19 protein-coding genes are annotated in these 20,318 nt (G+C 69.6%); 13 read left to right on the top strand and 6 right to left on the bottom strand.

Going from position 1 to position 20,318, the window contains the following annotated elements:
• The first annotated feature begins 234 nt into the window (after nucleotides 1-234).
• Nucleotides 235-525, top strand: a complete 291-nt coding sequence (locus tag G6N51_RS01135) for a hypothetical protein (RefSeq protein ID WP_083173800.1) — start codon at nucleotides 235-237, stop codon at nucleotides 523-525.
• An 82-nt stretch (nucleotides 526-607) separates the two neighbouring features.
• On the opposite strand, the gene G6N51_RS01130 is transcribed toward G6N51_RS01135, so the two are convergent.
• Nucleotides 608-1,423, bottom strand: a complete 816-nt coding sequence (locus G6N51_RS01130) for a HugZ family pyridoxamine 5'-phosphate oxidase (protein WP_083173799.1) — start codon at nucleotides 1,421-1,423, stop codon at nucleotides 608-610.
• Nucleotides 1,424-1,540: 117 nt separating this feature from the next.
• Here G6N51_RS01130 and mptB point away from each other — a divergent pair, with 117 nt between their 5' ends.
• The 4 genes from mptB (at nucleotide 1,541) to G6N51_RS01110 (ending at nucleotide 6,037) form a co-directional block, all read left to right on the top strand.
• Entirely contained in the window at nucleotides 1,541-3,253 is a 1,713-nt protein-coding gene (gene mptB / locus G6N51_RS01125) for a polyprenol phosphomannose-dependent alpha 1,6 mannosyltransferase MptB (protein ID WP_083173798.1), read from the top strand.
• Nucleotides 3,250-4,185, top strand: coding sequence for an ABC transporter ATP-binding protein (locus G6N51_RS01120; RefSeq protein WP_142275120.1), 936 nt, complete (start codon nucleotides 3,250-3,252; stop codon nucleotides 4,183-4,185). The genes mptB and G6N51_RS01120 overlap by 4 nt, the downstream gene beginning before the upstream one ends.
• Complete coding sequence (locus G6N51_RS01115) at nucleotides 4,182-4,961, top strand: ABC transporter permease (RefSeq protein WP_083173796.1); 780 nt, start codon at nucleotides 4,182-4,184, stop codon at nucleotides 4,959-4,961. Before G6N51_RS01120 ends, G6N51_RS01115 begins: the two co-directional genes overlap by 4 nt.
• A gap of 140 nt (nucleotides 4,962-5,101) precedes the next feature.
• The gene (locus G6N51_RS01110; protein WP_174814356.1) at nucleotides 5,102-6,037 is read left to right on the top strand and encodes a COX15/CtaA family protein; all 936 of its coding nucleotides are present in this window, start codon (nucleotides 5,102-5,104) and stop codon (nucleotides 6,035-6,037) included.
• Here the strand turns inward: G6N51_RS01110 and G6N51_RS01105 are convergent.
• Nucleotides 5,987-6,649, bottom strand: a complete 663-nt coding sequence (locus tag G6N51_RS01105; protein ID WP_083173794.1) for a hypothetical protein — start codon at nucleotides 6,647-6,649, stop codon at nucleotides 5,987-5,989. The genes G6N51_RS01110 and G6N51_RS01105 overlap by 51 nt on opposite strands.
• A gap of 19 nt (nucleotides 6,650-6,668) precedes the next feature.
• Between G6N51_RS01105 and G6N51_RS01100 the strand changes: the two genes are divergently transcribed.
• On the top strand, nucleotides 6,669-7,643 hold the full coding sequence (locus tag G6N51_RS01100; RefSeq protein ID WP_083173793.1) for a quinone oxidoreductase family protein: 975 nt from the start codon (nucleotides 6,669-6,671) through the stop codon (nucleotides 7,641-7,643).
• Between the two features lie 32 nt (nucleotides 7,644-7,675).
• Here G6N51_RS01100 and G6N51_RS01095 read toward each other — a convergent pair whose 3' ends face one another.
• Entirely contained in the window at nucleotides 7,676-8,602 is a 927-nt protein-coding gene (locus G6N51_RS01095) for a heme o synthase (RefSeq protein ID WP_083173792.1), read from the bottom strand.
• 256 nt (nucleotides 8,603-8,858) lie between these two features.
• Between G6N51_RS01095 and tkt the strand changes: the two genes are divergently transcribed.
• The 6 genes from tkt to G6N51_RS01065 are packed head-to-tail and all read left to right on the top strand — an operon-like array spanning nucleotide 8,859 to nucleotide 15,710.
• Nucleotides 8,859-10,949, top strand: a complete 2,091-nt coding sequence (gene tkt / locus G6N51_RS01090; RefSeq protein ID WP_083173791.1) for a transketolase — start codon at nucleotides 8,859-8,861, stop codon at nucleotides 10,947-10,949.
• A gap of 15 nt (nucleotides 10,950-10,964) precedes the next feature.
• Entirely contained in the window at nucleotides 10,965-12,083 is a 1,119-nt protein-coding gene (tal, locus tag G6N51_RS01085) for a transaldolase (protein ID WP_083173790.1), read from the top strand.
• On the top strand, nucleotides 12,080-13,624 hold the full coding sequence (gene zwf / locus G6N51_RS01080) for a glucose-6-phosphate dehydrogenase (RefSeq protein ID WP_083173789.1): 1,545 nt from the start codon (nucleotides 12,080-12,082) through the stop codon (nucleotides 13,622-13,624). The genes tal and zwf overlap by 4 nt, the downstream gene beginning before the upstream one ends.
• Nucleotides 13,621-14,532 carry a glucose-6-phosphate dehydrogenase assembly protein OpcA gene (gene opcA, locus G6N51_RS01075; protein ID WP_083173835.1) on the top strand — a complete coding sequence of 304 codons (912 nt, stop codon included), beginning with the start codon at nucleotides 13,621-13,623 and terminating at the stop codon, nucleotides 14,530-14,532. Before zwf ends, opcA begins: the two co-directional genes overlap by 4 nt.
• Nucleotides 14,529-15,284: a 6-phosphogluconolactonase gene (gene pgl / locus G6N51_RS01070; RefSeq protein ID WP_083173788.1), complete on the top strand. Its 756-nt coding sequence runs from the start codon at nucleotides 14,529-14,531 to the stop codon at nucleotides 15,282-15,284. Before opcA ends, pgl begins: the two co-directional genes overlap by 4 nt.
• Nucleotides 15,285-15,311: 27 nt before the next feature.
• A complete protein-coding gene (locus G6N51_RS01065; RefSeq protein ID WP_083173787.1) occupies nucleotides 15,312-15,710 on the top strand; it encodes an ATPase in 399 nt (132 codons plus the stop codon).
• A gap of 151 nt (nucleotides 15,711-15,861) precedes the next feature.
• Here G6N51_RS01065 and G6N51_RS01060 read toward each other — a convergent pair whose 3' ends face one another.
• Nucleotides 15,862-16,332, bottom strand: coding sequence for a P-loop NTPase family protein (locus G6N51_RS01060; protein WP_083173834.1), 471 nt, complete (start codon nucleotides 16,330-16,332; stop codon nucleotides 15,862-15,864).
• A gap of 109 nt (nucleotides 16,333-16,441) precedes the next feature.
• On the opposite strand from G6N51_RS01060, the gene G6N51_RS01055 reads away from it, so the two are divergent.
• Nucleotides 16,442-16,672 carry a hypothetical protein gene (locus G6N51_RS01055; RefSeq protein ID WP_142275119.1) on the top strand — a complete coding sequence of 77 codons (231 nt, stop codon included), beginning with the start codon at nucleotides 16,442-16,444 and terminating at the stop codon, nucleotides 16,670-16,672.
• 12 nt (nucleotides 16,673-16,684) lie between these two features.
• On the opposite strand, the gene G6N51_RS01050 is transcribed toward G6N51_RS01055, so the two are convergent.
• Complete coding sequence (locus tag G6N51_RS01050; RefSeq protein ID WP_083173785.1) at nucleotides 16,685-17,494, bottom strand: DUF1206 domain-containing protein; 810 nt, start codon at nucleotides 17,492-17,494, stop codon at nucleotides 16,685-16,687.
• Between the two features lie 16 nt (nucleotides 17,495-17,510).
• Nucleotides 17,511-20,318 (bottom strand): phosphoenolpyruvate carboxylase, encoded by a 2,808-nt coding sequence (gene ppc, locus G6N51_RS01045; protein WP_083173784.1) that lies wholly within the window; start codon nucleotides 20,316-20,318, stop codon nucleotides 17,511-17,513.

The raw sequence follows: 20,318 nt of genomic DNA, 5'->3' as shown, positions 1-20,318 counted from the left end.
CGCCCGTTGCGCTGGTCACACTGGTGACGACGCGAACGCGAGGCTACCCGAGCGGACATGTGCGTCACGACGTGGCGTTACGACGCGAATTTTCGTGGCGGTACATCCTCCCCGGCCTTCGCCGACGGCGAAGACCATTGGCAGCCGCGATGGGACCTTCGCCCATAGTGGCCGGCCCGCCGCGCCGAATAGCGTCGGCGGCGGTAGTGAAATCACCCAGATGAAGGAATTGACATGGCTCAGACGACCGAATCGAAGTCCGTCGCATCGCGTTCGACCGACCTGCTCGACGAGGTGCGTGAATCGGCGAAAGCCGGACAGCACGCCGCGGTCGAAGCGCTCCGCGCGTTCCACAAGACCCTTGACGACGCCATCCCGGAAGCGGTGCAACCGCTGCGCACCAAGATCGTCGACGCCGCCATCGAGCTGGCCGACAAGCTCGTCGCCGCCCAATATCAGTTCAACCGCAAGCTGGTCTCGACCGCGGACCGGGCGCTGAGCAAGGCCGACGGCGACGAGAAGTAGCCCCTGACGCGGTCCCGGCTGTTGGCGGCTCGTCTTCAACGACGCGATGGATCATGCGCTTGCGTGTGAGCCGCCGAGTCCGTCAACAGCCGGTTCCGCGGGCCGGTTCCGCGGCGCGGGCCAAGTCCGCTGTGGCCGAACGTAATTGGCCCACGGATTGCAGCCGCGCCGGAAACCCGACCCGGGTGTAGGCCACTCCGCGGGGGGTATGCACCCGCAGGTCCAGGCCGTAGCGGTCCACGCCGGTACAGATTGCCGTGTCGGTGTCGGGGTAGCCGCCGAAGGCTCGGGCCATGGCCGCCAGGGCGTCGGCGTGGTCGGCATTGAGATGCGCGAGGGCCCGGGCGGCCGCCGGCGCAATCGGATCCGGGGAGGCGGCGGCGTACTGGTCGCCGGTGGCCGAGTCCATCCGGCCGTATCCGCCCACCCACCGCACCCGCTGAACTCGTAACACCCACAGGCTGAAGTCGCTGAAGTCCACGTAGTACCGGGCGGCGGGGACCGCGTCCAGGTATGCCGCCCGGGCCTCGTCGCGTTCGGACGCCGTGGGCTTCGCGACCAGCCCGGCCAGGGTGATTCGGCTGCCGGCCAGCGGGTCGGTGTCGCCGCTCGCCGCCACGATCGACAGACTGGCCCTCGGGTCGCCCGCGAGGTTGCGGCCGTGCTCGGCCAGGCTGGAGACGCACAGCACCGGCATCCCGTCCAGCAGTCCATAGGCCACGAACGACGCCCACGGGTCGCCGTCGGCGGTCAGGGTGGCCAACGTGGCGGCGTTGGTGGCGGCGGCGATGGTGCGGGCCTGCTCCGCGGCGGCCGGGCGCGCGTCGTTCGTCGGTGGGCACAGGGGCGGGGGCGCAGACGGCGCATCCCCGGGGTCGCCATGGTCGCGGATCGCCACGACCGCGAGGCTACGCGTGCGGAAGGCCCGGGCAGCGGCGGCCGGGACGACCGCCCGCGGACGTCATCGCGATGGCGAGCCGACGGGCCGGGGGTACCCGCCGGTTAGGCTGCACTGATGGCAGCCCGCCACCACGCGCTGAGCTCGTCGATCGCCAGCCTGCACGGCGACGAGCAGGCGGTGGGCACGCCGCTGAACGATACCGAGCTCACCGCGCTGCAGCGCACCCGCCTGTTCGGGGCCACCGGCACCGTCCTGATGGCCATCGGCGCGCTGGGCGCCGGGGCCCGGCCCGTCGTGCAGGACCCCACCTTCGGGGTGCGGCTGCTCAACCTGCCCTCGCGGATACAGACGGTCTCGTTGACGATGACGACGACCGGCGCGGTCATGATGGCGCTGGCCTGGCTGATGCTCGGCCGGTTCGCGCTGGGCAGCAGGCGGATGTCGCGCGGTGACCTGGACCGCACCCTGATGCTGTGGATCCTGCCGCTGCTGATCGCGCCGCCGATGTACAGCAAGGACGTCTACTCCTACCTGGCCCAGAGCCAGATCTCCCTGGAAGGGCTCGACCCGTACCGGGTGGGCCCGGCGTCGGGGCTCGGCCTGTCCCACGTCTTCACGCTGTCGGTCCCCACCCTGTGGCGCGAGACGCCGGCGCCCTACGGCCCGCTGTTTTTGTGGATCGGACGCGGCATCTCCGCGATCACCGGGGAGAACATCGTCGCCGCAGTGCTGTGTCACCGGCTGGTCGAACTGATCGGCGTGGCGTTGATCGTGTGGGCGACACCGCGGCTGGCCCGGCGGTGCGGCGTCGCCGAGGTGAGCGCGCTGTGGCTGGGCGCGGCCAATCCGCTGCTGATCATGCATCTGGTCGCCGGGGTTCACAACGAGGCGCTGATGCTCGGGCTGATGCTGGCCGGCGCCGAGTTCGCGCTGCGCGGCATCGACGCACCGCAGTTGTTCCCGGCTTCCTGGCGGCCCGGCCCGCAGTGGGAACCGCTGGGCATGCTGCTGGCCGGCGCCGTCCTGATCGTCCTGTCGTCGCAGGTGAAGCTGCCGTCGCTGCTGGCGCTCGGGTTCGTCACGATGGCGCTGGCCTATCGCTGCGGGGGCAACCTGCGGGCGCTGCTGCTGGCGGGCGGCGCGATGACGGCGCTGTCGCTGGCGGTGATGGCGGTCGTCGGCTGGGCCAGTGGGCTCGGGTTCGGCTGGATCTACACCCTGGGCACGGCCAACGTCGTCCGCAGCTGGATGTCGCCGCCGACCCTGCTGGCGCTGGGCACCGGGCAGGTGGGGATCCTCCTGGGGCTCGGGGACCACACCACCGCGGTGCTGGGGCTGACCCGCGCCATCGGCGTGCTGATCATCATGGTGATGGTCGGCTGGTTGCTGGTGGCGGTCTTCCGCGGCCGGTTGCACCCGATCGGCGGCCTGGGCGTGGCGCTGGGCGTCACCGTGCTGCTGTTTCCCGTCGTGCAGCCCTGGTACCTGCTGTGGGCGATCATCCCGCTGGCCGCCTGGGCGACCCGCAGCGGGTTCCGGACCGCGGTCATCGTCATCACCCTCGTCGTCGGCATCTTCGGCCCGACGGCCAACGGGGACCGCTTCGCGCTTTTCCAGATCGTGGACGCCACCCTGGCCAGCACCGTGATCGTGGCGGCGCTCATCGCACTGACCTACACCCGGCTGCCGTGGCGGCGGATGCCGGCCGAGGGCTCCGAAACGCCGCCGCAGCCCGTCGCGACCGCGCCGGCGCCGGGGACCGCCGAGGCCCCCCGGGCCACCCCTAGTTCGGAGGCGCTGCCCGACGCCTACGCTGATTCCACGTGAGCTCGGACGTTCCTGAAACAGTCGTGCGACTGCGCGGGGTCAGCAAGCACTACGGATCCACCACTGCCGTCGACGATCTCGACCTCGAGGTGCACGCCGCCGAAGTGCTCGCCCTGCTGGGCCCCAACGGCGCCGGCAAGACCACGACGGTCGAGATGTGCGAGGGGTTCGTGCGCCCGGATGCCGGCACCATCGAGGTGCTCGGGCTGGACCCGATCGCCGACAACGCCCGCCTGCGCACCCGCATCGGGGTCATGCTGCAGGGCGGCGGCGGCTACCCCAGCGCCCGCGCCGGCGAAATGCTCAACCTGGTCGCCTCCTACGCCGCCGACCCGCTGGACCCGGCGTGGCTGCTGGACACCCTGGGCCTCACCGACGCCGCCCGCACCACCTACCGGCGGCTGTCCGGCGGGCAGCAGCAGCGGCTCGCGCTGGCCTGCGCGCTGGTCGGCCGGCCCGAGCTGGTCTTCCTCGACGAGCCGACCGCCGGCATGGACGCGCACGCCCGGCTGCTGGTCTGGGAACTGATCGACGCCCTGCGCCGCGACGGCGTGACGGTGCTGCTGACCACCCACCAACTCAAGGAGGCCGAGGAGCTCGCCGACCGGCTGATCATCATCGACCACGGCGCGACGGTGGCCGCCGGCACACCGGCCGAGCTGATGCGCACCGGCGCCAAGGACGAGCTGCGGTTCACCGCGCCGCCGCGGCTCGACCTGTCCCTGCTGAGCGCCGCCCTGCCGGAGGACTATCGGGCCAGCGAGGTGACGCCGGGCGAGTATCTGGTGGAGGGGCCGGTCGACCCGCAGGTCCTGGCCACCGTCACGGCGTGGTGCGCGCGGATCGACGTGCTGGCCACCGACATGCGCGTCGAGCAGCGCAGCCTCGAGGACGTGTTCCTCGACCTCACCGGCAGGAAGTTGCGGCAGTGACCGAATCGGACGTCTTCCCCGCGGGCACCTTCACCCCCGACCCGAGGCCGGCCGCCGTGCCGCGGATGCTGGCCGCCCAGTTCGGCCTCGAGCTCAAGCTGCTGCTGCGCAACGGCGAGCAGCTGCTGCTGACCATGTTCATCCCGATCACGCTGCTAATCGGGCTCACCCTGTTGCCGTTCGGCTCGTTCGGCCACAACCGGGCCGCCACCTTCGTGCCGGCCATCATGGCCCTGGCGGTGATTTCGACCGCGTTCACCGGGCAGGCCATCGCCGTCGCCTTCGACCGGCGCTACGGCGCGCTCAAGCGGCTGGGCGCGACTCCGCTACCCGTCTGGGGCATCATCGCGGGCAAGTCACTGGCCGTCGTCACCGTGGTGTTCCTACAGGCAATCCTGTTGGGGGCCATCGGGTTTGCGCTGGGCTGGCGGCCCGCCCCGGCGGCGCTGGCGTTGGGCGCGGCGGTCATCGCGCTGGGCACCGCGGGTTTCGCGGCCCTCGGGCTGCTGCTCGGCGGCACGCTGCGGGCCGAGATCGTGCTCGCGGTCGCCAACCTGCTGTGGTTCGTCTTCGCCGGGCTCGGCGCGCTGACCGTGGAAAGCGGGATGATCCCGACCGGGGTCAAGTGGGCGGCCCGGCTCACCCCGTCGGGCGCGCTCACCGAGGCGCTGTCGCGGGCGATGGTCTTGTCGGTGGATTGGTTCGGGATCGTCGTCCTGGTGGCGTGGGGGGCACTGGCGGCCCTGGCCGCGCGGCGCTGGTTCCGGTTCACCTGACGCGCGGTCGAGATTGCCGCCATGGTCGCGGTCGGCGCCGCCAGAGCAGCCGTCACGGCAATCTCGACGACGCCAGGGCTTACTACAGGACGTAGTTTTCGTTGGCCTACCATCGGGCCATGCCCGTGGGACGAACGCTGATGCGGTTGGTGGACCTGCTCCCCAATCCGAGCGTGCGCATCCAGCGGATCATCGCCGCGACGGTCATCCTGACCCAGGGCGGCATCGCGGTCACCGGGGCGATCGTCCGCGTCACCGCGTCCGGCCTGGGTTGTCCCACCTGGCCGCAGTGCTTTCCGGGCAGCTTTACGCCGGTCGCGCACGCCGAGGTGCCGCGCATCCACCAGGCCGTCGAGTTCGGCAACCGGATGATCACCTTCGCGGTGGTCGTGGCCGCGGCGCTGGCCGTGCTGGCCGTGACCCGGGCCCGGCGGCGCAGGGAAGTCCTGATCTACGCGTGGCTCATGCCGGTGTCCACGGTGGTGCAGGCGGTCATCGGCGGCATCACGGTGCGCACCGGGCTGCTGTGGTGGACGGTGGCCATCCACCTGCTCACCTCGATGACGATGGTGTGGCTGTCCGTGCTGCTCTACGTCAAGATCGGCGAGCCCGACGACGGGTTGTCGCACCCGCGGGTCGCCAGGCCGCTGCGCGCCCTGACGGCGCTGATCGGCCTGAATCTGGCCGTGGTGCTGGTCACCGGCACGCTGGTGACGGCCGCCGGCCCACACGCGGGTGACCGCAGCCCCACCCGCACGGTCCCTCGGCTCGAGGTCGCGGTCGACACCCTGGTGCACGCACACTCCTCGCTGCTGGTCGCCTACCTCGCCCTGCTGGTCGGCCTCGGCTTCGGGCTGCTGGCGGTGCGCGCCGCCCGGCCCATCCTGCGGCGGCTGATCGTGCTGCTCGCCCTGGTGTGCGCGCAGGCCGCCGTCGGCACCGCCCAGTACTTCACCGGGGTGCCCGCCGCGCTGGTCGCCCTGCACGTGGCCGGAGCCGCGGCCTGCACCGCGGCCACGGCCGCGCTATGGGCCTCGATGCGAGAGCGGACCGAGGCCGAGCCGCTCGCAGGCTGACTCCACGGCCAGCGCGAACTCGCGCTGCGCGCGCTCGCGGGTGGCGACGTCGAGGTGCGCCCAGCCCAGCGACGGCGCGACGAGGTCAAGCCCCACCAGCCGGTCCCCGCGAACGTCGGCGCGCGCATACAGAAACTCGCGCGCGGTGCTGCCGACGCGACCGGCGGCGGCCGCGAGCGCCGCGTAACCCAGGTCCCACGATTCGAACTCCGGGTCGACCGGCCAGGCGTGTGACTGCTTGCCGCCCAGGAAGATCAGCGCCGCGTCCGCCGCCCCGCCCGGCTGAGTAGGCACCCCGTCGTTCTCGAGGTCGCGCAGATACCGCTCATCGAGGTTCCAGGCGATCGCGTCGGGCGGATTGAGCAGGTGACGCACGCGACGGATCCAGGCGAGGAACCCGTCGCGCCCGTTCGGGCCGTCGGCGGTGGCGCGCAGGATCACCAGGTCGGCGCGCAGGGTCTCGGGATCGGACCAGGACCGCCAGCGGGCGTGCAGTCCGCGGGTGCGCAGCGCCGGGACCAGCCCGGCGTCGTCGGGATCGCCGGCCGCATCGTCGCCGGGCCCCGCCAGCACGATGCGGGGATGGAAGATGTCCGGGCGGGCGAGTTTCATGCCCGGGCATGATAAGCACATGCACGCAATCGAAGTCAGGGAAACCGGCGGCCCCGAGGCGCTGCGCTACGTCGACGCGCCTCAACCCGCGCCCGGTCCCGGCGAGGTGCTGATCAAGGCCGAGGCGATCGGCGTCAACTACATCGACACCTACTTCCGCTCGGGGCAGTACCCGCGCGAGCTGCCGTTCATCCTCGGCTCGGAGCTGTGCGGCACCGTCGCCGCGACCGGTGCCGACGTCGACGGTTTCCGCGTCGGCGACCGGGTGGTCAGCGCGTCGGCGTCCGGCGGTTACGCCGAATACGCCGCTGCCCCAGCGTTTTTGACGGCACACGTGCCGGACGGCGTGAGCTCCGACGTGGCCGCATCGGTGCTGCTGAAGGGCCTCACCGCGCACTACCTGCTGAAGTCGGTGTATCCGGTGCAGGCCGGTGACACGGTCCTGGTGCACGCCGGCGCCGGCGGGGTGGGGCTGATCCTGACGCAGTGGGCCCATCTGCTCGGCGCGCGGGTCATCACCACGGTCTCCACGCCGGAGAAGGCCCGGCTGTCCAGGCAGGCCGGCGCCGACGAGGTGCTGTCCTACCCGGACGACGCGGAGGAATTCGGCCGGCAGATCCGCGGACTCACCGACGGCGCCGGCGTCGAGGCCGTGTACGACGGCGTCGGTGCCACCACCTTCGACGCCAGCCTGGCCAGCCTGGCCGTGCGCGGCACGCTGGCGCTGTTCGGCGCGGCCAGCGGACCGGTCCCGCCGTTCGATCCGCAGCGGCTCAACGCCGCCGGCTCGGTGTTCCTGACCCGGCCTTCGCTGGCCCATTTCATCCGCACCGGCCAGGAATTCAGCTGGCGGGCAGAGGAATTGTTCGACGCGATCGCCGACGGGGCCATCACCATCGAAGTCGGCGGGCGCTACCCGCTGGACGAAGCCGCGCGCGCCCATCAGGATCTGCAGGGCCGCAAGACGGCGGGCTCGATCGTGCTGCTGCCCTGAGCCGCGACCCCCTCGGCCCATTCGCGCGGGCGTCAGAGCAGATGCGGGAGCGCGATCACCGAGTCGACCGCCAACGCGCAGAACACCACGGCGAGATAGTTGTTCGACTGCAGGAACAGCCGCAGCGGCTTGACCGGCTCGCCGGCGCGCACCCCCGCGTACAGCTGGTGGGCCATCGTCAGGAACCACACCCCGGCGACCAGGGCGACCGCCGCGTACAACCAGCCGGTGGCCAAGGCCAGCGCCAGCGTCGCCGCCACCGTCAGCCAGGTGTAGATCAGGATCTGCCTGGTGACCTCACGCTCGGTGGCCACGGCGGGCAGCATCGGGACGCCGGCCGCTTTGTAGTCGTCCTTGTAACGCATCGCCAGCGCCCAGGTGTGCGGCGGCGTCCAGAAGAAGATGACCGCGAACATCACCAGCGCCGGCCAGCCGATGGTGCCGGTGACGGCCGACCAGCCGATCATCACCGGCATGCAGCCGGCCGCGCCGCCCCACACCACGTTCTGCGACGTGCGGCGCTTGAGCAGCAACGTGTAGACGAACACGTAGAAGGCGATGGTGGCGAGCGCCAGCAGACCCGACAGCAGGTTCGTCGTCCACCACAGCCAGAAGAACGAGCCCACCGTGAGCACCAGGCCCAGCACCAAGGCGTTGCGCGTCGGCACCGCCGCGCGGGCCAGCGGCCGGCGTGCGGTGCGCTTCATCACCTTGTCGATGTCGGCGTCGGCCACGCAGTTGAGCGTGTTGGCTCCCCCGGCGGCCAGCATCCCGCCGACCAGCGTGTTGAGAATCAGCAGCGGATTCACGGCCCCGCGGTGGGCGAGCAGCATGGCGGGTATCGCGGTCACCAGCAACAGCTCGATGACCCGCGGCTTGGTGAGCGCCAGATACGCCAGCACCGTGCCGTGGACTCGGCTCGGTATCTGGCTCGGGGCGACGCGCCCGCGAACGCTCACGCAATAACTCCTTGGGGTCGCAGCGACGCGCAGCATCTACTACACACGATGGTAGACCGCGGGGCGGTGATGGCCCGCCCGCAGGGTCCGTTCACCCAGGCTTCTCCCAGATTTCCCAACTGAATGTTACGGGTCGGCGGCCACCGCGTAATTTTCACACCAGCCGGCGGCGGGTACCCGAAACCTGCACTGCAAGAGCCGGCCGTCCCGCACTAGGGTGGGATTGATCAGCTCGATGACCCTTAGGACTGAGTCTGTGACCACACTCGAAGAGATCTCTACGCTGACCCAACCGCACCTCCCCGACGACTGGTCCGAGCTTGACTCGGCCGCCGTCGACACCGTCCGGGTGCTGGCCGCGGACGCGGTCCAGAAGGTCGGCAACGGACATCCCGGAACGGCGATGAGCCTGGCCCCCTTGGCCTACACGCTGTTCCAGCGCACGATGTGCCACGATCCCAGCGACGTCTACTGGCTGGGCCGCGACCGGTTCGTGTTGTCGTGCGGGCACAGCAGCCTGACGCTGTACATCCAGCTGTACCTGGGCGGGTTCGGTCTGGAGCTGTCCGACATCGAGTCGCTGCGCACGTGGGGATCCAAGACGCCCGGGCACCCTGAGTTCCGGCACACCAAGGGTGTTGAGATCACCACCGGTCCGCTCGGCCAGGGCCTGGCCTCGGCGGTGGGCATGGCGATGGCGGCGCGCTACGAGCGCGGGCTGTTCGACCCGGACGCTGCCCAGGGCACCAGCCCGTTCGACCACTTCGTCTACGTGATCGCCTCCGACGGCGACATCGAGGAAGGCGTCACATCGGAGGCCTCGTCGCTGGCGGCCGTCCAGCAGCTGGGCAACCTGATCGTCTTCTACGACCACAACCAGATCTCGATCGAGGACGACACCAACATCGCGCTGTGTGAGGACACCGCCGCGCGCTACGAGGCCTACGGCTGGCATGTCCAGAGGGTCGAAGGCGGCGAGAACGTGGTCGGCATCGAGGAGGCCATCGCCAACGCCAAGGCCGTCACCGACCGGCCGTCGTTCATCGAGTTGCGCACCATCATCGGCTTTCCGGCGCCCAAGTTGATGAACACCGGCAAGGCGCACGGCGCCGCGCTGGGCGACGAGGAAGTCGCGGCCGTCAAGGAGATCCTGGGCTTCGACCCCGGCAAGAACTTCGAGGTGCGCGACGAGGTCATCGCCCACACGCGCAAGCTGGTGGACCGGGGCAAGGAAGCGCACGAGAAGTGGCAGGCCGATTTCGACGCGTGGGCGCAGCGCGAACCGGACCGCAAGGCGCTGCTGGACCGGTTGATCGCCGAGGAATTGCCCGACGGCTGGGACGCCGACATCCCGTACTGGGAGCCGGGGTCGAAGGCGCTGGCCACCCGCGCGGCGTCCGGTGAGGTGCTCTCCGCGCTGGGCCCGAAACTGCCCGAGCTGTGGGGCGGCTCGGCCGATTTGGCGGGCAGCAACAACACCACCATGAAGGGCGTGGATTCCTTTGGGCCGCCGTCGATTTCGACGAAAGACTACACCGCCCACTGGTATGGCCGCACGCTGCATTTCGGTGTGCGCGAGCACGCGATGGGGGCGATCCTGTCCGGCATCGTGCTGCACGGCCCGACCCGGGCCTACGGCGGCACCTTCCTGCAGTTCTCGGACTACATGCGCCCGGCGGTGCGACTGGCCGCACTGATGGACATCGACACGATCTACGTGTGGACGCACGATTCGATCGGGCTCGGCGAGGACGGGCCGACCCACCAGCCGATCGAGCACCTCGCGGCGCTGCGCGCCATCCCGAAGCTGTCGGTGGTGCGCCCGGCCGACGCCAACGAGACCGCCTACGCCTGGCGCACGATCCTGGCCCGCGGCAACGGCAGCGGCCCGGTCGGGCTGATCCTGACCCGCCAGGGGGTGCCGGTGCTGGAGGGCACCGACGCCGACGGGGTGGCCCGGGGTGGCTACATCCTCGGCGACGAAGGCGTCGAGGACCCCGACGTCGTGCTGATCGCCACCGGCTCGGAGGTTCAGCTCGCGGTCGAGGCCCAGAAGTTGTTGGCGGACAAGGACATTGTTGCGCGGGTGGTGTCCATGCCGTGCGTGGAATGGTTCGAGTCGCAGCCCGAGGACTACCGCGACAGCGTGCTGCCGCCGTCGGTGTCGGCCCGGGTGGCCGTCGAGGCCGGCGTCGCGCAGTCCTGGCACAAGCTCGTCGGCGACACCGGCAGGATCGTGTCGATCGAGCACTACGGCGAATCCGCCGACTACAAAACTTTGTTCCGTGAATTCGGTTTCACCGCAGAAGCCGTCGCGGCCGCCGCGGAACAGGTCGTGGATAACTGAGAAAGGGTGATTCACATGACTCAGAACCCTAACCTCGCGGCGCTGTCCGCCGCGGGCGTATCCGTTTGGCTGGACGACTTGTCGCGCCAGCGGTTGCAATCGGGCAACCTGCAGGAGCTGATCGACACGAAAAGCGTTGTCGGCGTGACCACCAACCCGTCGATCTTTCAGAAGGCGCTCGCCGACAGCGACACCTACAACGACCAGATCGCCGAACTCGCCGAGCGCGCCGCCGACGTCGACGCCACGATCCGCACCGTCACCACCGACGACGTCCGCAACGCGTGCGACGTGCTGCGGCCGCAGTGGGAAGCCTCCGACGGCGTCGACGGCCGGGTCTCCATCGAGGTGGACCCGCGCCTGGCCGCGGAGACCGACAAGACCACCGCGCAGGCCATCGAGCTGTGGAAGATCGTCGACCGGCCGAATCTGTTCATCAAGATCCCGGCCACCAAGGCCGGCATCCCGGCCATCACCGCCGTTCTGGCGGAAGGGATTTCGGTCAACGTCACGCTGATCTTCTCGGTGGAGCGGCACCGTCAGGTGATGGACGCCTACCTGGCCGGCCTGGAGAAGGCCCGCGAGGCGGGTCACGACCTGTCCAAAATCCATTCGGTCGCATCGTTTTTCGTGTCCCGGGTGGATACGGAGGTGGACAAGCGCTTGGAGAAGATCGGGTCCGAGGAGGCGCTCGCGTTGCGCGGCCAGGCCGGCGTCGCCAACGCCCGCCTCGCCTACGCCGCCTACCAGGAGGTGTTCGAGGGTGGCGACCGCTATGAAGCGCTCAAGGGCGACGGGGCCCGGGTGCAGCGACCGCTGTGGGCGTCGACCGGGGTCAAGAACCCCGACTATTCCGACACCCTCTACGTCACCGAGCTGGTCGCCCCCAACACGGTGAACACCATGCCGGAGAAGACGATTGACGCTGTCGCTGACCACGGAGAGATCAAGGGCGACACCGTCACCGGCACCGCGTCCGCCGCCCAGGAGGTGTTCGACAAGCTGGCCGGCGTCGGGATCGACCTGCGCGACGTGTTCGTGGTGCTGGAGGACGAGGGCGTGGAGAAATTCGTGGAGTCGTGGACCGAGCTGCTCGAGGAGACGCAGAAGCAGCTGGGTTCCGCCTCGAAATGAGTCCGGCTCGAACCGCTGCACAATGGCATAACCCGCTACGGGACAAGCGCGACAAGCGGCTGCCGAGGATCGCCGGCCCCTGCGGCATGGTGATCTTCGGCGTCACCGGCGACCTCGCCCGCAAGAAGGTGATGCCGGCCATCTACGACCTGGCCAACCGCGGCCTGCTGCCGCCGAGCTTCTCGTTGGTGGGCTTCGCCCGCCGGGACTGGGAAACCCAAGACTTCCGCAAGGTGGTCTACCAGGCCGTCAAGGACCACTGCCGCACCCCGTTCCGGGAGGAGAACTGGGAGCGGCTCGCTGAGGGATTCCGTTTCGTGCCGGGGTCTTTCGACGACGACGAGTCGTTCGGCCGGCTGGCCGAAACCCTGGACAAGCTCGACGCCGAGCGCGGCACCGGCGGGAACCACGCCTTCTACCTGGCCATCCCGCCGAAGTCCTTCCCGGTGGTGTGCGACCAGCTGCACCGGTCCGGGCTGGCCCGCCCGCAGGGCGATCGGTGGAGCCGGGTGGTGATCGAGAAGCCGTTCGGGCACGACCTGGAGAGTGCGCAGGCCCTCAATCATGCGGTCAACGCCGTCTTCCCCGAGGAGGCGGTGTTCCGCATCGACCACTACCTGGGCAAGGAGACGGTCCGCAACATCCTGGCGTTGCGGTTCGCCAATCAGTTGTTCGACCCGATCTGGAACGCGCACTACGTCGACCACGTGCAGATCACCATGGCCGAGGACATCGGATTGGGCGGGCGCGCCGGCTATTACGACGGCATCGGCGCCGCCCGCGACGTCATCCAGAACCACCTGATGCAGCTGCTCGCGCTGACCGCGATGGAAGAGCCGGTCAGCTTCAACCCGGCGGCGTTGCAGACCGAGAAGATCAAGGTGCTCTCGGCGACGCAGCTGGCCCAGCCGCTCGACGAGACCACCAGCCGCGGCCAATACGCCGGCGGCTGGCAGGGCGGCGAGAAGGTGGTGGGGCTGCTCGACGAGGAAGGGTTCGCCAAGGACTCCACCACCGAGACGTTCGCCGCGATCACGCTGGAGGTCGACACCCGCCGCTGGGCCGGCGTGCCGTTCTACCTGCGCACCGGGAAACGCCTGGGCCGCAGGGTGACCGAGATCGCGCTGGTGTTCAAGCGCGCCCCGCATCTGCCGTTCGACGCCACCATGACCGACGAGCTGGGTACCAACGCCATGGTCATCCGGGTGCAGCCCGACGAGGGCATCACGCTGCGATTCGGTTCCAAGGTGCCCGGCACCGCGATGGAGGTCCGCGACGTCAACATGGACTTCTCCTACGGCTCGGCGTTCGCCGAAGAGTCTCCGGAGGCCTACGAACAGCTGATCCTCGACGTGCTGCTGGGCGAGCCGTCGCTGTTTCCGGTCAACGAAGAGGTCGAATTGGCTTGGCAGATATTGGATCCCGTCCTCGACAACTGGGCGGCCGACGGCAAGCCCGAGCCGTACGAGGCCGGCACCTGGGGCCCGGAGTCCGCGTTCGAGATGCTGCGCCGGACCGGTCGCGAATGGCGGCGCCCGTGATTATCGACATGCCGGACACCACGACCACCGCGGTCAACAAGAAGCTCGACGAACTGCGCGAGAAGGTCGGCGCCGTGACGATGGGCCGGGTGCTGACGCTGATCGTCGCGCCGGACAGCGACGCCATCCTCGAGGAGTCGCTGGAGGCGGCCAACAACGCCAGCCACGAGCATCCCAGCCGAATCATCGTCACGATGCGGGGGGACCCGTATGCCGACGAGCCGCGCCTGGACGCGCAGCTGCGCGCCGGTGGAGACACCGGAGCGACCGAGGTGGTGATCCTGAACCTGTCCGGGCCGCTCGCCGGGCACGCCGCCAGCGTCGTGACCCCGTTCCTGCTGCCCGACATCCCCGTGGTGGCGTGGTGGCCCGACGTCGCCCCCGCGATTCCGGCCCAAGACCCGTTGGGCAAGTTGGCGATCCGACGCATCACCGACGCCACCAACGGAACCGACCCGCTCTCGGCGATCAAGAGCCGACGGTCCGGATACACCGCCGGCGACACCGACCTGGCGTGGGCTCGCATCACCTACTGGCGTGCGCTGCTCACCTCCGCGGTCGACCTGCCGCCGCACGAGCCGATCGAGTCGGCCCTGGTGTCGGGCCTGAAAGCCGAACCGGCGCTTGACATCCTCGCGGGGTGGCTGGCCAGTCGGATCGACGGCCCGGTGCGCCGGGCGGTCGGCGAGCTCAAGGTGGAACTGGTACGCAAGAGCGAGACCATCGTGTTGAGCCGGCCCCAACAGGGCAGGACGGCGACGTTGAGCCGCACCGCCAAGCCGGAGGCCTTGCTCCCCTTGGCGCGCAGGGAAACCGGCGAGTGTCTCGCCGAGGACCTGCGGCGGCTCGACCCCGATGAGATTTACCAGACGGCGCTAGAAGGCATTGAGAAAGTGCAGTACGTGTGAGCACCATCATCGAAGTTTTTCCCGAAAGTCAGGCGCTGGTCGAGGCCGCGGCCAACCGGCTGGCCGGCACCATCCGCGAGGCCGTGGCGGCCCGGGACCGTGCGCTCGTCGTGCTGACCGGCGGCGGCAACGGCATCGGGTTGCTCGAGTCCCTGACGGCCCACGAGATCGCCTGGCCCAAGGTGCACCTGTTCTGGGGTGACGAGCGCTACGTCCCCGAGGACGACGACGAACGCAACGACAAGCAGGCCCGCGCCGCGTTGCTGGACCGGATCGACATTCCGTCCAGCCATGTGCACACGATGCCGGCCAGCGACGGCGAATTCGGAACCGACCTCGCGGCCGCGGCGCTGGCCTACGAGCAGCTGCTGGCGGCCAATGCGGCCCCCGGCCAACGGGTTCCGAATTTCGACGTGCACCTGTTGGGGATGGGCCCGGAGGGGCACATCAACTCCCTATTCCCGGACACCCCCGCCGTGCTGGAGACCAGCCGCATGGTCGTCCCGGTCGAGGACTCCCCCAAACCACCTCCCCAACGAATCACCTTGACCCTGCCCGCCGTTCAGCGCTCGCGCGAGGTCTGGCTGATGGTGTCCGGCGCCTCGAAGGCCGACGCGGTCGCCGCGGCGATCGGCGGCGCCCCGCCGGTCTCGGTGCCCGCCGCCGGGGCGATCGGGCAGGAAACCACGCTGTGGCTGCTGGACGAGGAGGCCGCGGCGAAACTGCCCTCCCGGCCGAGTCAGCCCAGCTAGCCCCGGCCCGGATTGTTCCGGGTGATAATGACGGTCATGGCGGACAGAACCGAGCGTGGCGGGCAAGAGCGGAACCGGCTCAAGACACTTACCCAAGCCGCGCTGAATGCCGACAAGACGGTGGAGCAGGTCGAAGACGTCCTCGACGGCCTGAGCAAGACCATGACGGAGCTCAACACCTCCCTTTCCAACTTGAACGCCACGGTCGAGCGCATGGAAAGCGGCCTGGACCATCTGGACGGCACCCTGTCGCGGCTGGACGACCTGGCGAGGCGACTGATCGTCCTGGTCGAGCCGGTGGAGGCGATCGTCGGGCGGATCGACGGCATGGTGAAGGTGGGCGAAACGATGATGACGCCGCTGTCGATGACCGAGAACGCCGTGCGCGGCGTTTTCGACAGGCTGCGCAACCGCACGGCGGAGTGATACGGCGACGACCGCCGTCGCTACCTACGCCACATCGGCACGGACGGCGTCGCGATCCTTCGAATCCGGTCTCACCGGCCAGCGAAAGTCGTTCATGCGCGCCGGTGCGGGTGCCGCGCAGCGGTTGGCCGTCGCCGGCACAAAGCGGAATTCATTGGTCACGCGCTGCTTCCAAGAATCGCCGCACTTCGCGCGGATTATGCAGAATGTGCACCGCTGCGTGATCGGCGTGCCTTCCGATGACGTCGAGGACGGCGGGCAGGCTGGTGCGACGGTAGTGATAGGTCCATCGCCAGTATTCGCCGTTCTCCGGCGAGCGGCGCAGGGTCCGCCATGCACAGCGCCAGAAGGGAAAGTCGAGGACGATGATGGTGTCGGCGGCCGATACGCGCAGTGCAAGGTCCTTGTCGTAGGGGCCGAGGTCGCCATCGAGGATCCACCGCTCCGGGCTGATCAGTCGGTGTTGGATTGCTGCCCACGCCATTTGAGGCGTTGGCCGGGGTCCGGGCTTCCAGAAGATCCTGTCCAATTCGATGGCGGGCGCGCCCCACTTCGCGCTAAGTTGGCGTGCCAGCGTCGATTTTCCCGCACCACCGCGACCGAGGATGACGACGCGGTTCATCTTCGGCGCCACGGGATAGCGGCAGATGTCGGGGCAACCGACATCAGGGGAATCGCCCCGTTGATTGCTGAATACAGTGGCAGCGCAGCGGCGTCAGCTCTCGCAGGGCGTGGCACGGGGTGTCTTGCACCACTGGAGTGTCGGGCATCCGATCCTGCCCCAGGTCGGCTTTCGACGATGCATCTTCGGCGCAGTCGATCTGACCCTGACGCCGACCACCCACCGCCCAGCGCCGGCAATCGGCCAGTTCGACGACTCCTCGATCCGATCGGCGCCCGGCAGCCCCGTTCTCACGCGCTACCGGCGCGCTGCCGCCCTGGACCGGCTGCGCAACCGCTGAGACGTGCGGGGACTACATCTTCGTCGACCGGGCCATCACGAAGCTGTAGAGCCCGTAGGTGATGATCCCCACGCCGGCGGCGATCAACAGTGCGGCCCCGTAGTGCTGAGCCCCGAGCGTCTTCAGCGCGCCGTCGAGGCCGGAGGCCTTCCTCGGTTCTGAGCGACACGCGGCGACGATCACCAGCGCGCCCGTCAGGGTGATCACCACCCCTTTGCCGATGTACCCGGCCATGCCGAGCCGTCGCACCAGATCGCCCGACTTGCCCTGCAGGTCGTCGACGAAGTTGCGGCTGGCGCCCTTGTAGATGTGGTAGCAACCGACCGCGACGATGACCAGTCCGCCCGCGATGAGCGCGACGGTGCCGCCCGTCGATTCCATCAGGCGCGCGCTGATGCCCGAATTCTGTTGATCCGCGGGCCTCCCCGCGCCCCGGGCGAATCCGAACGCTGAGTACGCGAACGCCAGGTACACCGCCGCCAGTCCCAACGCCTTCGCCCGCGAGGAGGCGTCCGACGAACGCCGCGACTCACGGTCACTCGATCGGCCGAGCGCGGCTTCGACCAGCCGCCACAGGCCCATCGCGAGCAGGGCGGCCGTGGCGATCCACAGCGCGAGCGGGCCGCCGGGTTTGGCCGCCAGCGTCGCCAGGGCGCCGGTTTGGTCGGCGGTCCCCCCGTCGCCGCACGCGACCCGGATGGCGAGATAGCCGACGATCAGGTGCAGTACGCCGTTGACGACGAAACCGACGCGGGCGAGCCGTTCGAAGACGCCGTTCTGGGCCACCCGGACCGCGGTGACAGGGGTCGCGTTGTCCGACATGACTTACGAATGCCCCTCAGCCGCTGTTACGTAACGCGCTCGCCAGTCCGTTCATGGTCAGCAGGATGCCGCGCTGCACCAGTTCGTCGTCGTCGCCGGAGCGGTATCGGCGCAGCAACTCCACCTGCAAATGGTTCAGCGGCTCCAGGTAGGGGAATCGGTTGAACACCGAGCGCGCCAGCGCGGGGTTGTCGGCGAGCAGGTCGTCCTGACCGGTGATGAGCTTGTGCATCGCGATGGTTCGCCGGTGCTCGTCGACGATCTTGTCGAACACCCGGCGTCGCAGCTCCTCGTCCGCGACCAGCTCGGCGTAGCGGGCCGCCAGGCCGAGGTCGCTCTTGGCCAGCACCTGCGCCATGTTGGACAGCACGCTGCGGAAGAACGGCCACCGCTGGTAGAGCTCGTGCAGGGTCTGCACCCGCTCGTCTTCGCTTTCGGGCCCCGCCGCGATCCACTGCTCGAACGCCGACCCGGTGCCGTACCAGCCGGGCAGCATGACGCGGGATTGGCTCCAGGCCAGCACCCAGGGGATGGCGCGCAGGTCGGAGATCGACGACGTGGGTTTGCGTGAGGTCGGGCGGCTGCCGATGTTCAGCGACCCGATCTCGCTGACCGGCGTCGAAGCCATGAAATAGTCGACGAATCCCGGTGTGTCGTGCACCAATTCGGCGTAGGCGCGCTGCGCCAGGGTGGCCACCTCATCGAGCACGGCGTAGGCCGGCTCCGCCGCGTCGCCCAGGCCCTCGACGTCGAGCAGCGTCGACTCCAGCGTTGCCGCCACCAAGCTTTCCAGGTTGCGCCGGGCGGCCTGCGGTTCGGCGTACTTGGCGGCGATCACCTCGCCCTGCTCGGTGAGGCGCAGCGAGCCGTTCACCGCGCCCGGCGGTTGCGCCAGAATGGCCTGATAGCTGGGCCCACCGCCGCGCCCGACGGTGCCGCCGCGACCGTGGAAGAGCCGCAACCGAATTCCGTTCTTGCGCGCCACCTCCACCAGCGCCAGCTCGGCGCGGTAGACCGCCCAGCTGGAGGCCAGGTAACCGCCGTCCTTGTTCGAGTCGGAATAGCCGAGCATCACCTCCTGACGCCCGCCCTGGGCGTCGACGACCGCCCGGTACAGCGGAAGCTTCAGCATCGCGTGCAGGATGTCCGCCCCGTGGTGCAGATCGTCGATCGTCTCGAAGAGCGGCGAGATGGCCACCGGACAGTACGGTTCCGGTCCGGAAGCGTCCAGCAGCCCGCACTCCTTCAGCAGGATCGCCACCTCCAGGACGTCGGACACCGAGCGGCACATCGAGATGACGTAGTTCGGGACGGCGGCCGGGCCGTAGCGCCCGACGGCGTGCGTCGCGGCGCGGATGACCTCGAGCTCCTGGCGGGCCAGGTCGGACAGTTGCGCGCGGTCACCGACCAGTGGCCGGCGGGTGCCCAGTTCGTCCGCCAGCAGCGCGACCCGCTCGTCCTCGGGCAGCGAAACGTAGTCCGGGTGCACCCCGGCCCACGCCAGCAACTCCCCCACCACCTCTTCGTGGACGTCGGAGTTTTGCCGCAGGTCGAGGCCACTCAAGTGAAACCCGAAGACGCTCACGCCTTCTCGCAACAGGGCCAGGCGGTCCTCCGCCAGCAGCGCGCTGCCGTGGGTGCGCAGCGACTCGTCGATCGTGTCCAGGTCCGCCTGCAGCTCGGCCGGCGTGGAATACGGCGCGAGGCCGAGGTCCAGTTCGTGCCGGGGTTGGCGGTCCAGGATCTCGGCGCCCGTCGCGGTGAGCCGGGCCCGGATCACCCGCACCGCCCGCCGGTACGGCTCGTCGGCACGGGCCTGCTCCGCGCAACCCTCGGCCAGTTCGGCCAGCCCGGGGGTGACGGGGACGAGTCGCGCCGACATCGACAGGTCCTGCTCGAGGGCCGTGAGTTCCTCCAGGTAATGGGACAGCGCGGTGAACGCGGCGCTGCCGGTGGCCTGGCGCACCACGTCGCCCGTCACGTTCGGGTTGCCGTCGCGGTCGCCGCCGATCCAGGATCCGGGCGCCACGATCGGCGCGGCGAGCAGATCGGTGTCGGGCCAGCGCTTCCGCAAGGCGTCCCGGACCTCCGCGTTGACCTGGGGAATGACCTGGAAGAACGCGGCGGCGTAATACCGCAACCCGACCTCGATCTCGTCGGTGATCTGCAGCCGGGACAACCGGATCAGTGCGGTCTGCCACAGGGTGAGCACCTGGCGGCGCAACTCTCGCTCGATGTTGCGGCCGTCGTCGGTTTCGGTGTGCCCCTCCGCGTGCAACCGCATCAGCTGGGTGATCCGGTGCTGGGTGACGAAGACGGTGCGCCGCCGGGTCTCGGTGGGGTGGGCGGTGATCACCGGCGAGATCAGGGCCCCGCGCAGCGCGTCGGTGACCGTGGCCGAATCGAGTTCGGCGCCATCGAGTTTCGCGTACGTCGCGGCTAGGCTGCTGTCCTGCGGCGGCTCGCCGGCGGCGACGTGGATCGCGCGGCGGCGCTCCCGGTGGATGTCCTCGGCCACGTTGGCCAGCAACGCGAAGTGGCTGAACGCGCGGATGACCGGGATCGCGCGGTGGATGTCGATGCCCGAGAACATCCGCGCCAGCTCGGCCCGGTCGATCTCGGAGCGGCGCACCCGGAACGACTCCACCCGGGCGCGCTCGACGAGATCGAAGACCTCGTCCCCGTTCTGCTCGCGCACGGTGTCGCCCAGAATGGCGCCCAGCAGCCTGATGTCGGCGCGCATCGGCTCGGTGGCCTCGCGACCGACCAGCGTCCGTTGCACGGCGCCGATCGGTTCCAGCGCGATGTCGGAGACGTCAACCAT

The organism is Mycobacterium paraseoulense, assembly GCF_010731655.1.
GTDB classification, from domain to species: Bacteria; Actinomycetota; Actinomycetes; order Mycobacteriales; family Mycobacteriaceae; genus Mycobacterium; species Mycobacterium paraseoulense.
The sequence above is the reverse complement of the archived record's forward strand: the minus strand, read 5'-3'. Positions and strand labels throughout refer to the sequence as shown.

What these genes read in the sequence shown, in the direction of transcription:
- G6N51_RS01105 (WP_083173794.1), bottom strand. Translation starts at nt 6,649, where the DNA reads ATGAAACTCGCCCGCCCGGACATCTTCCATCCCCGCATCGTGCTGGCG.
- G6N51_RS01060 (WP_083173834.1), bottom strand. Translation starts at nt 16,332, where the DNA reads ATGAACCGCGTCGTCATCCTCGGTCGCGGTGGTGCGGGAAAATCGACG.
- G6N51_RS01135 (WP_083173800.1), top strand. Translation starts at nt 235, where the DNA reads ATGGCTCAGACGACCGAATCGAAGTCCGTCGCATCGCGTTCGACCGAC.
- tal (WP_083173790.1), top strand. Translation starts at nt 10,965, where the DNA reads ATGACTCAGAACCCTAACCTCGCGGCGCTGTCCGCCGCGGGCGTATCC.
- G6N51_RS01050 (WP_083173785.1), bottom strand. Translation starts at nt 17,494, where the DNA reads ATGTCGGACAACGCGACCCCTGTCACCGCGGTCCGGGTGGCCCAGAAC.
- zwf (WP_083173789.1), top strand. Translation starts at nt 12,080, where the DNA reads ATGAGTCCGGCTCGAACCGCTGCACAATGGCATAACCCGCTACGGGAC.
- G6N51_RS01110 (WP_174814356.1), top strand. Translation starts at nt 5,102, where the DNA reads ATGCGGTTGGTGGACCTGCTCCCCAATCCGAGCGTGCGCATCCAGCGG.
- G6N51_RS01065 (WP_083173787.1), top strand. Translation starts at nt 15,312, where the DNA reads ATGACGGTCATGGCGGACAGAACCGAGCGTGGCGGGCAAGAGCGGAAC.
- ppc (WP_083173784.1), bottom strand. Translation starts at nt 20,318, where the DNA reads ATGGTTGACGTCTCCGACATCGCGCTGGAACCGATCGGCGCCGTGCAA.
- G6N51_RS01100 (WP_083173793.1), top strand. Translation starts at nt 6,669, where the DNA reads ATGCACGCAATCGAAGTCAGGGAAACCGGCGGCCCCGAGGCGCTGCGC.
- mptB (WP_083173798.1), top strand. Translation starts at nt 1,541, where the DNA reads ATGGCAGCCCGCCACCACGCGCTGAGCTCGTCGATCGCCAGCCTGCAC.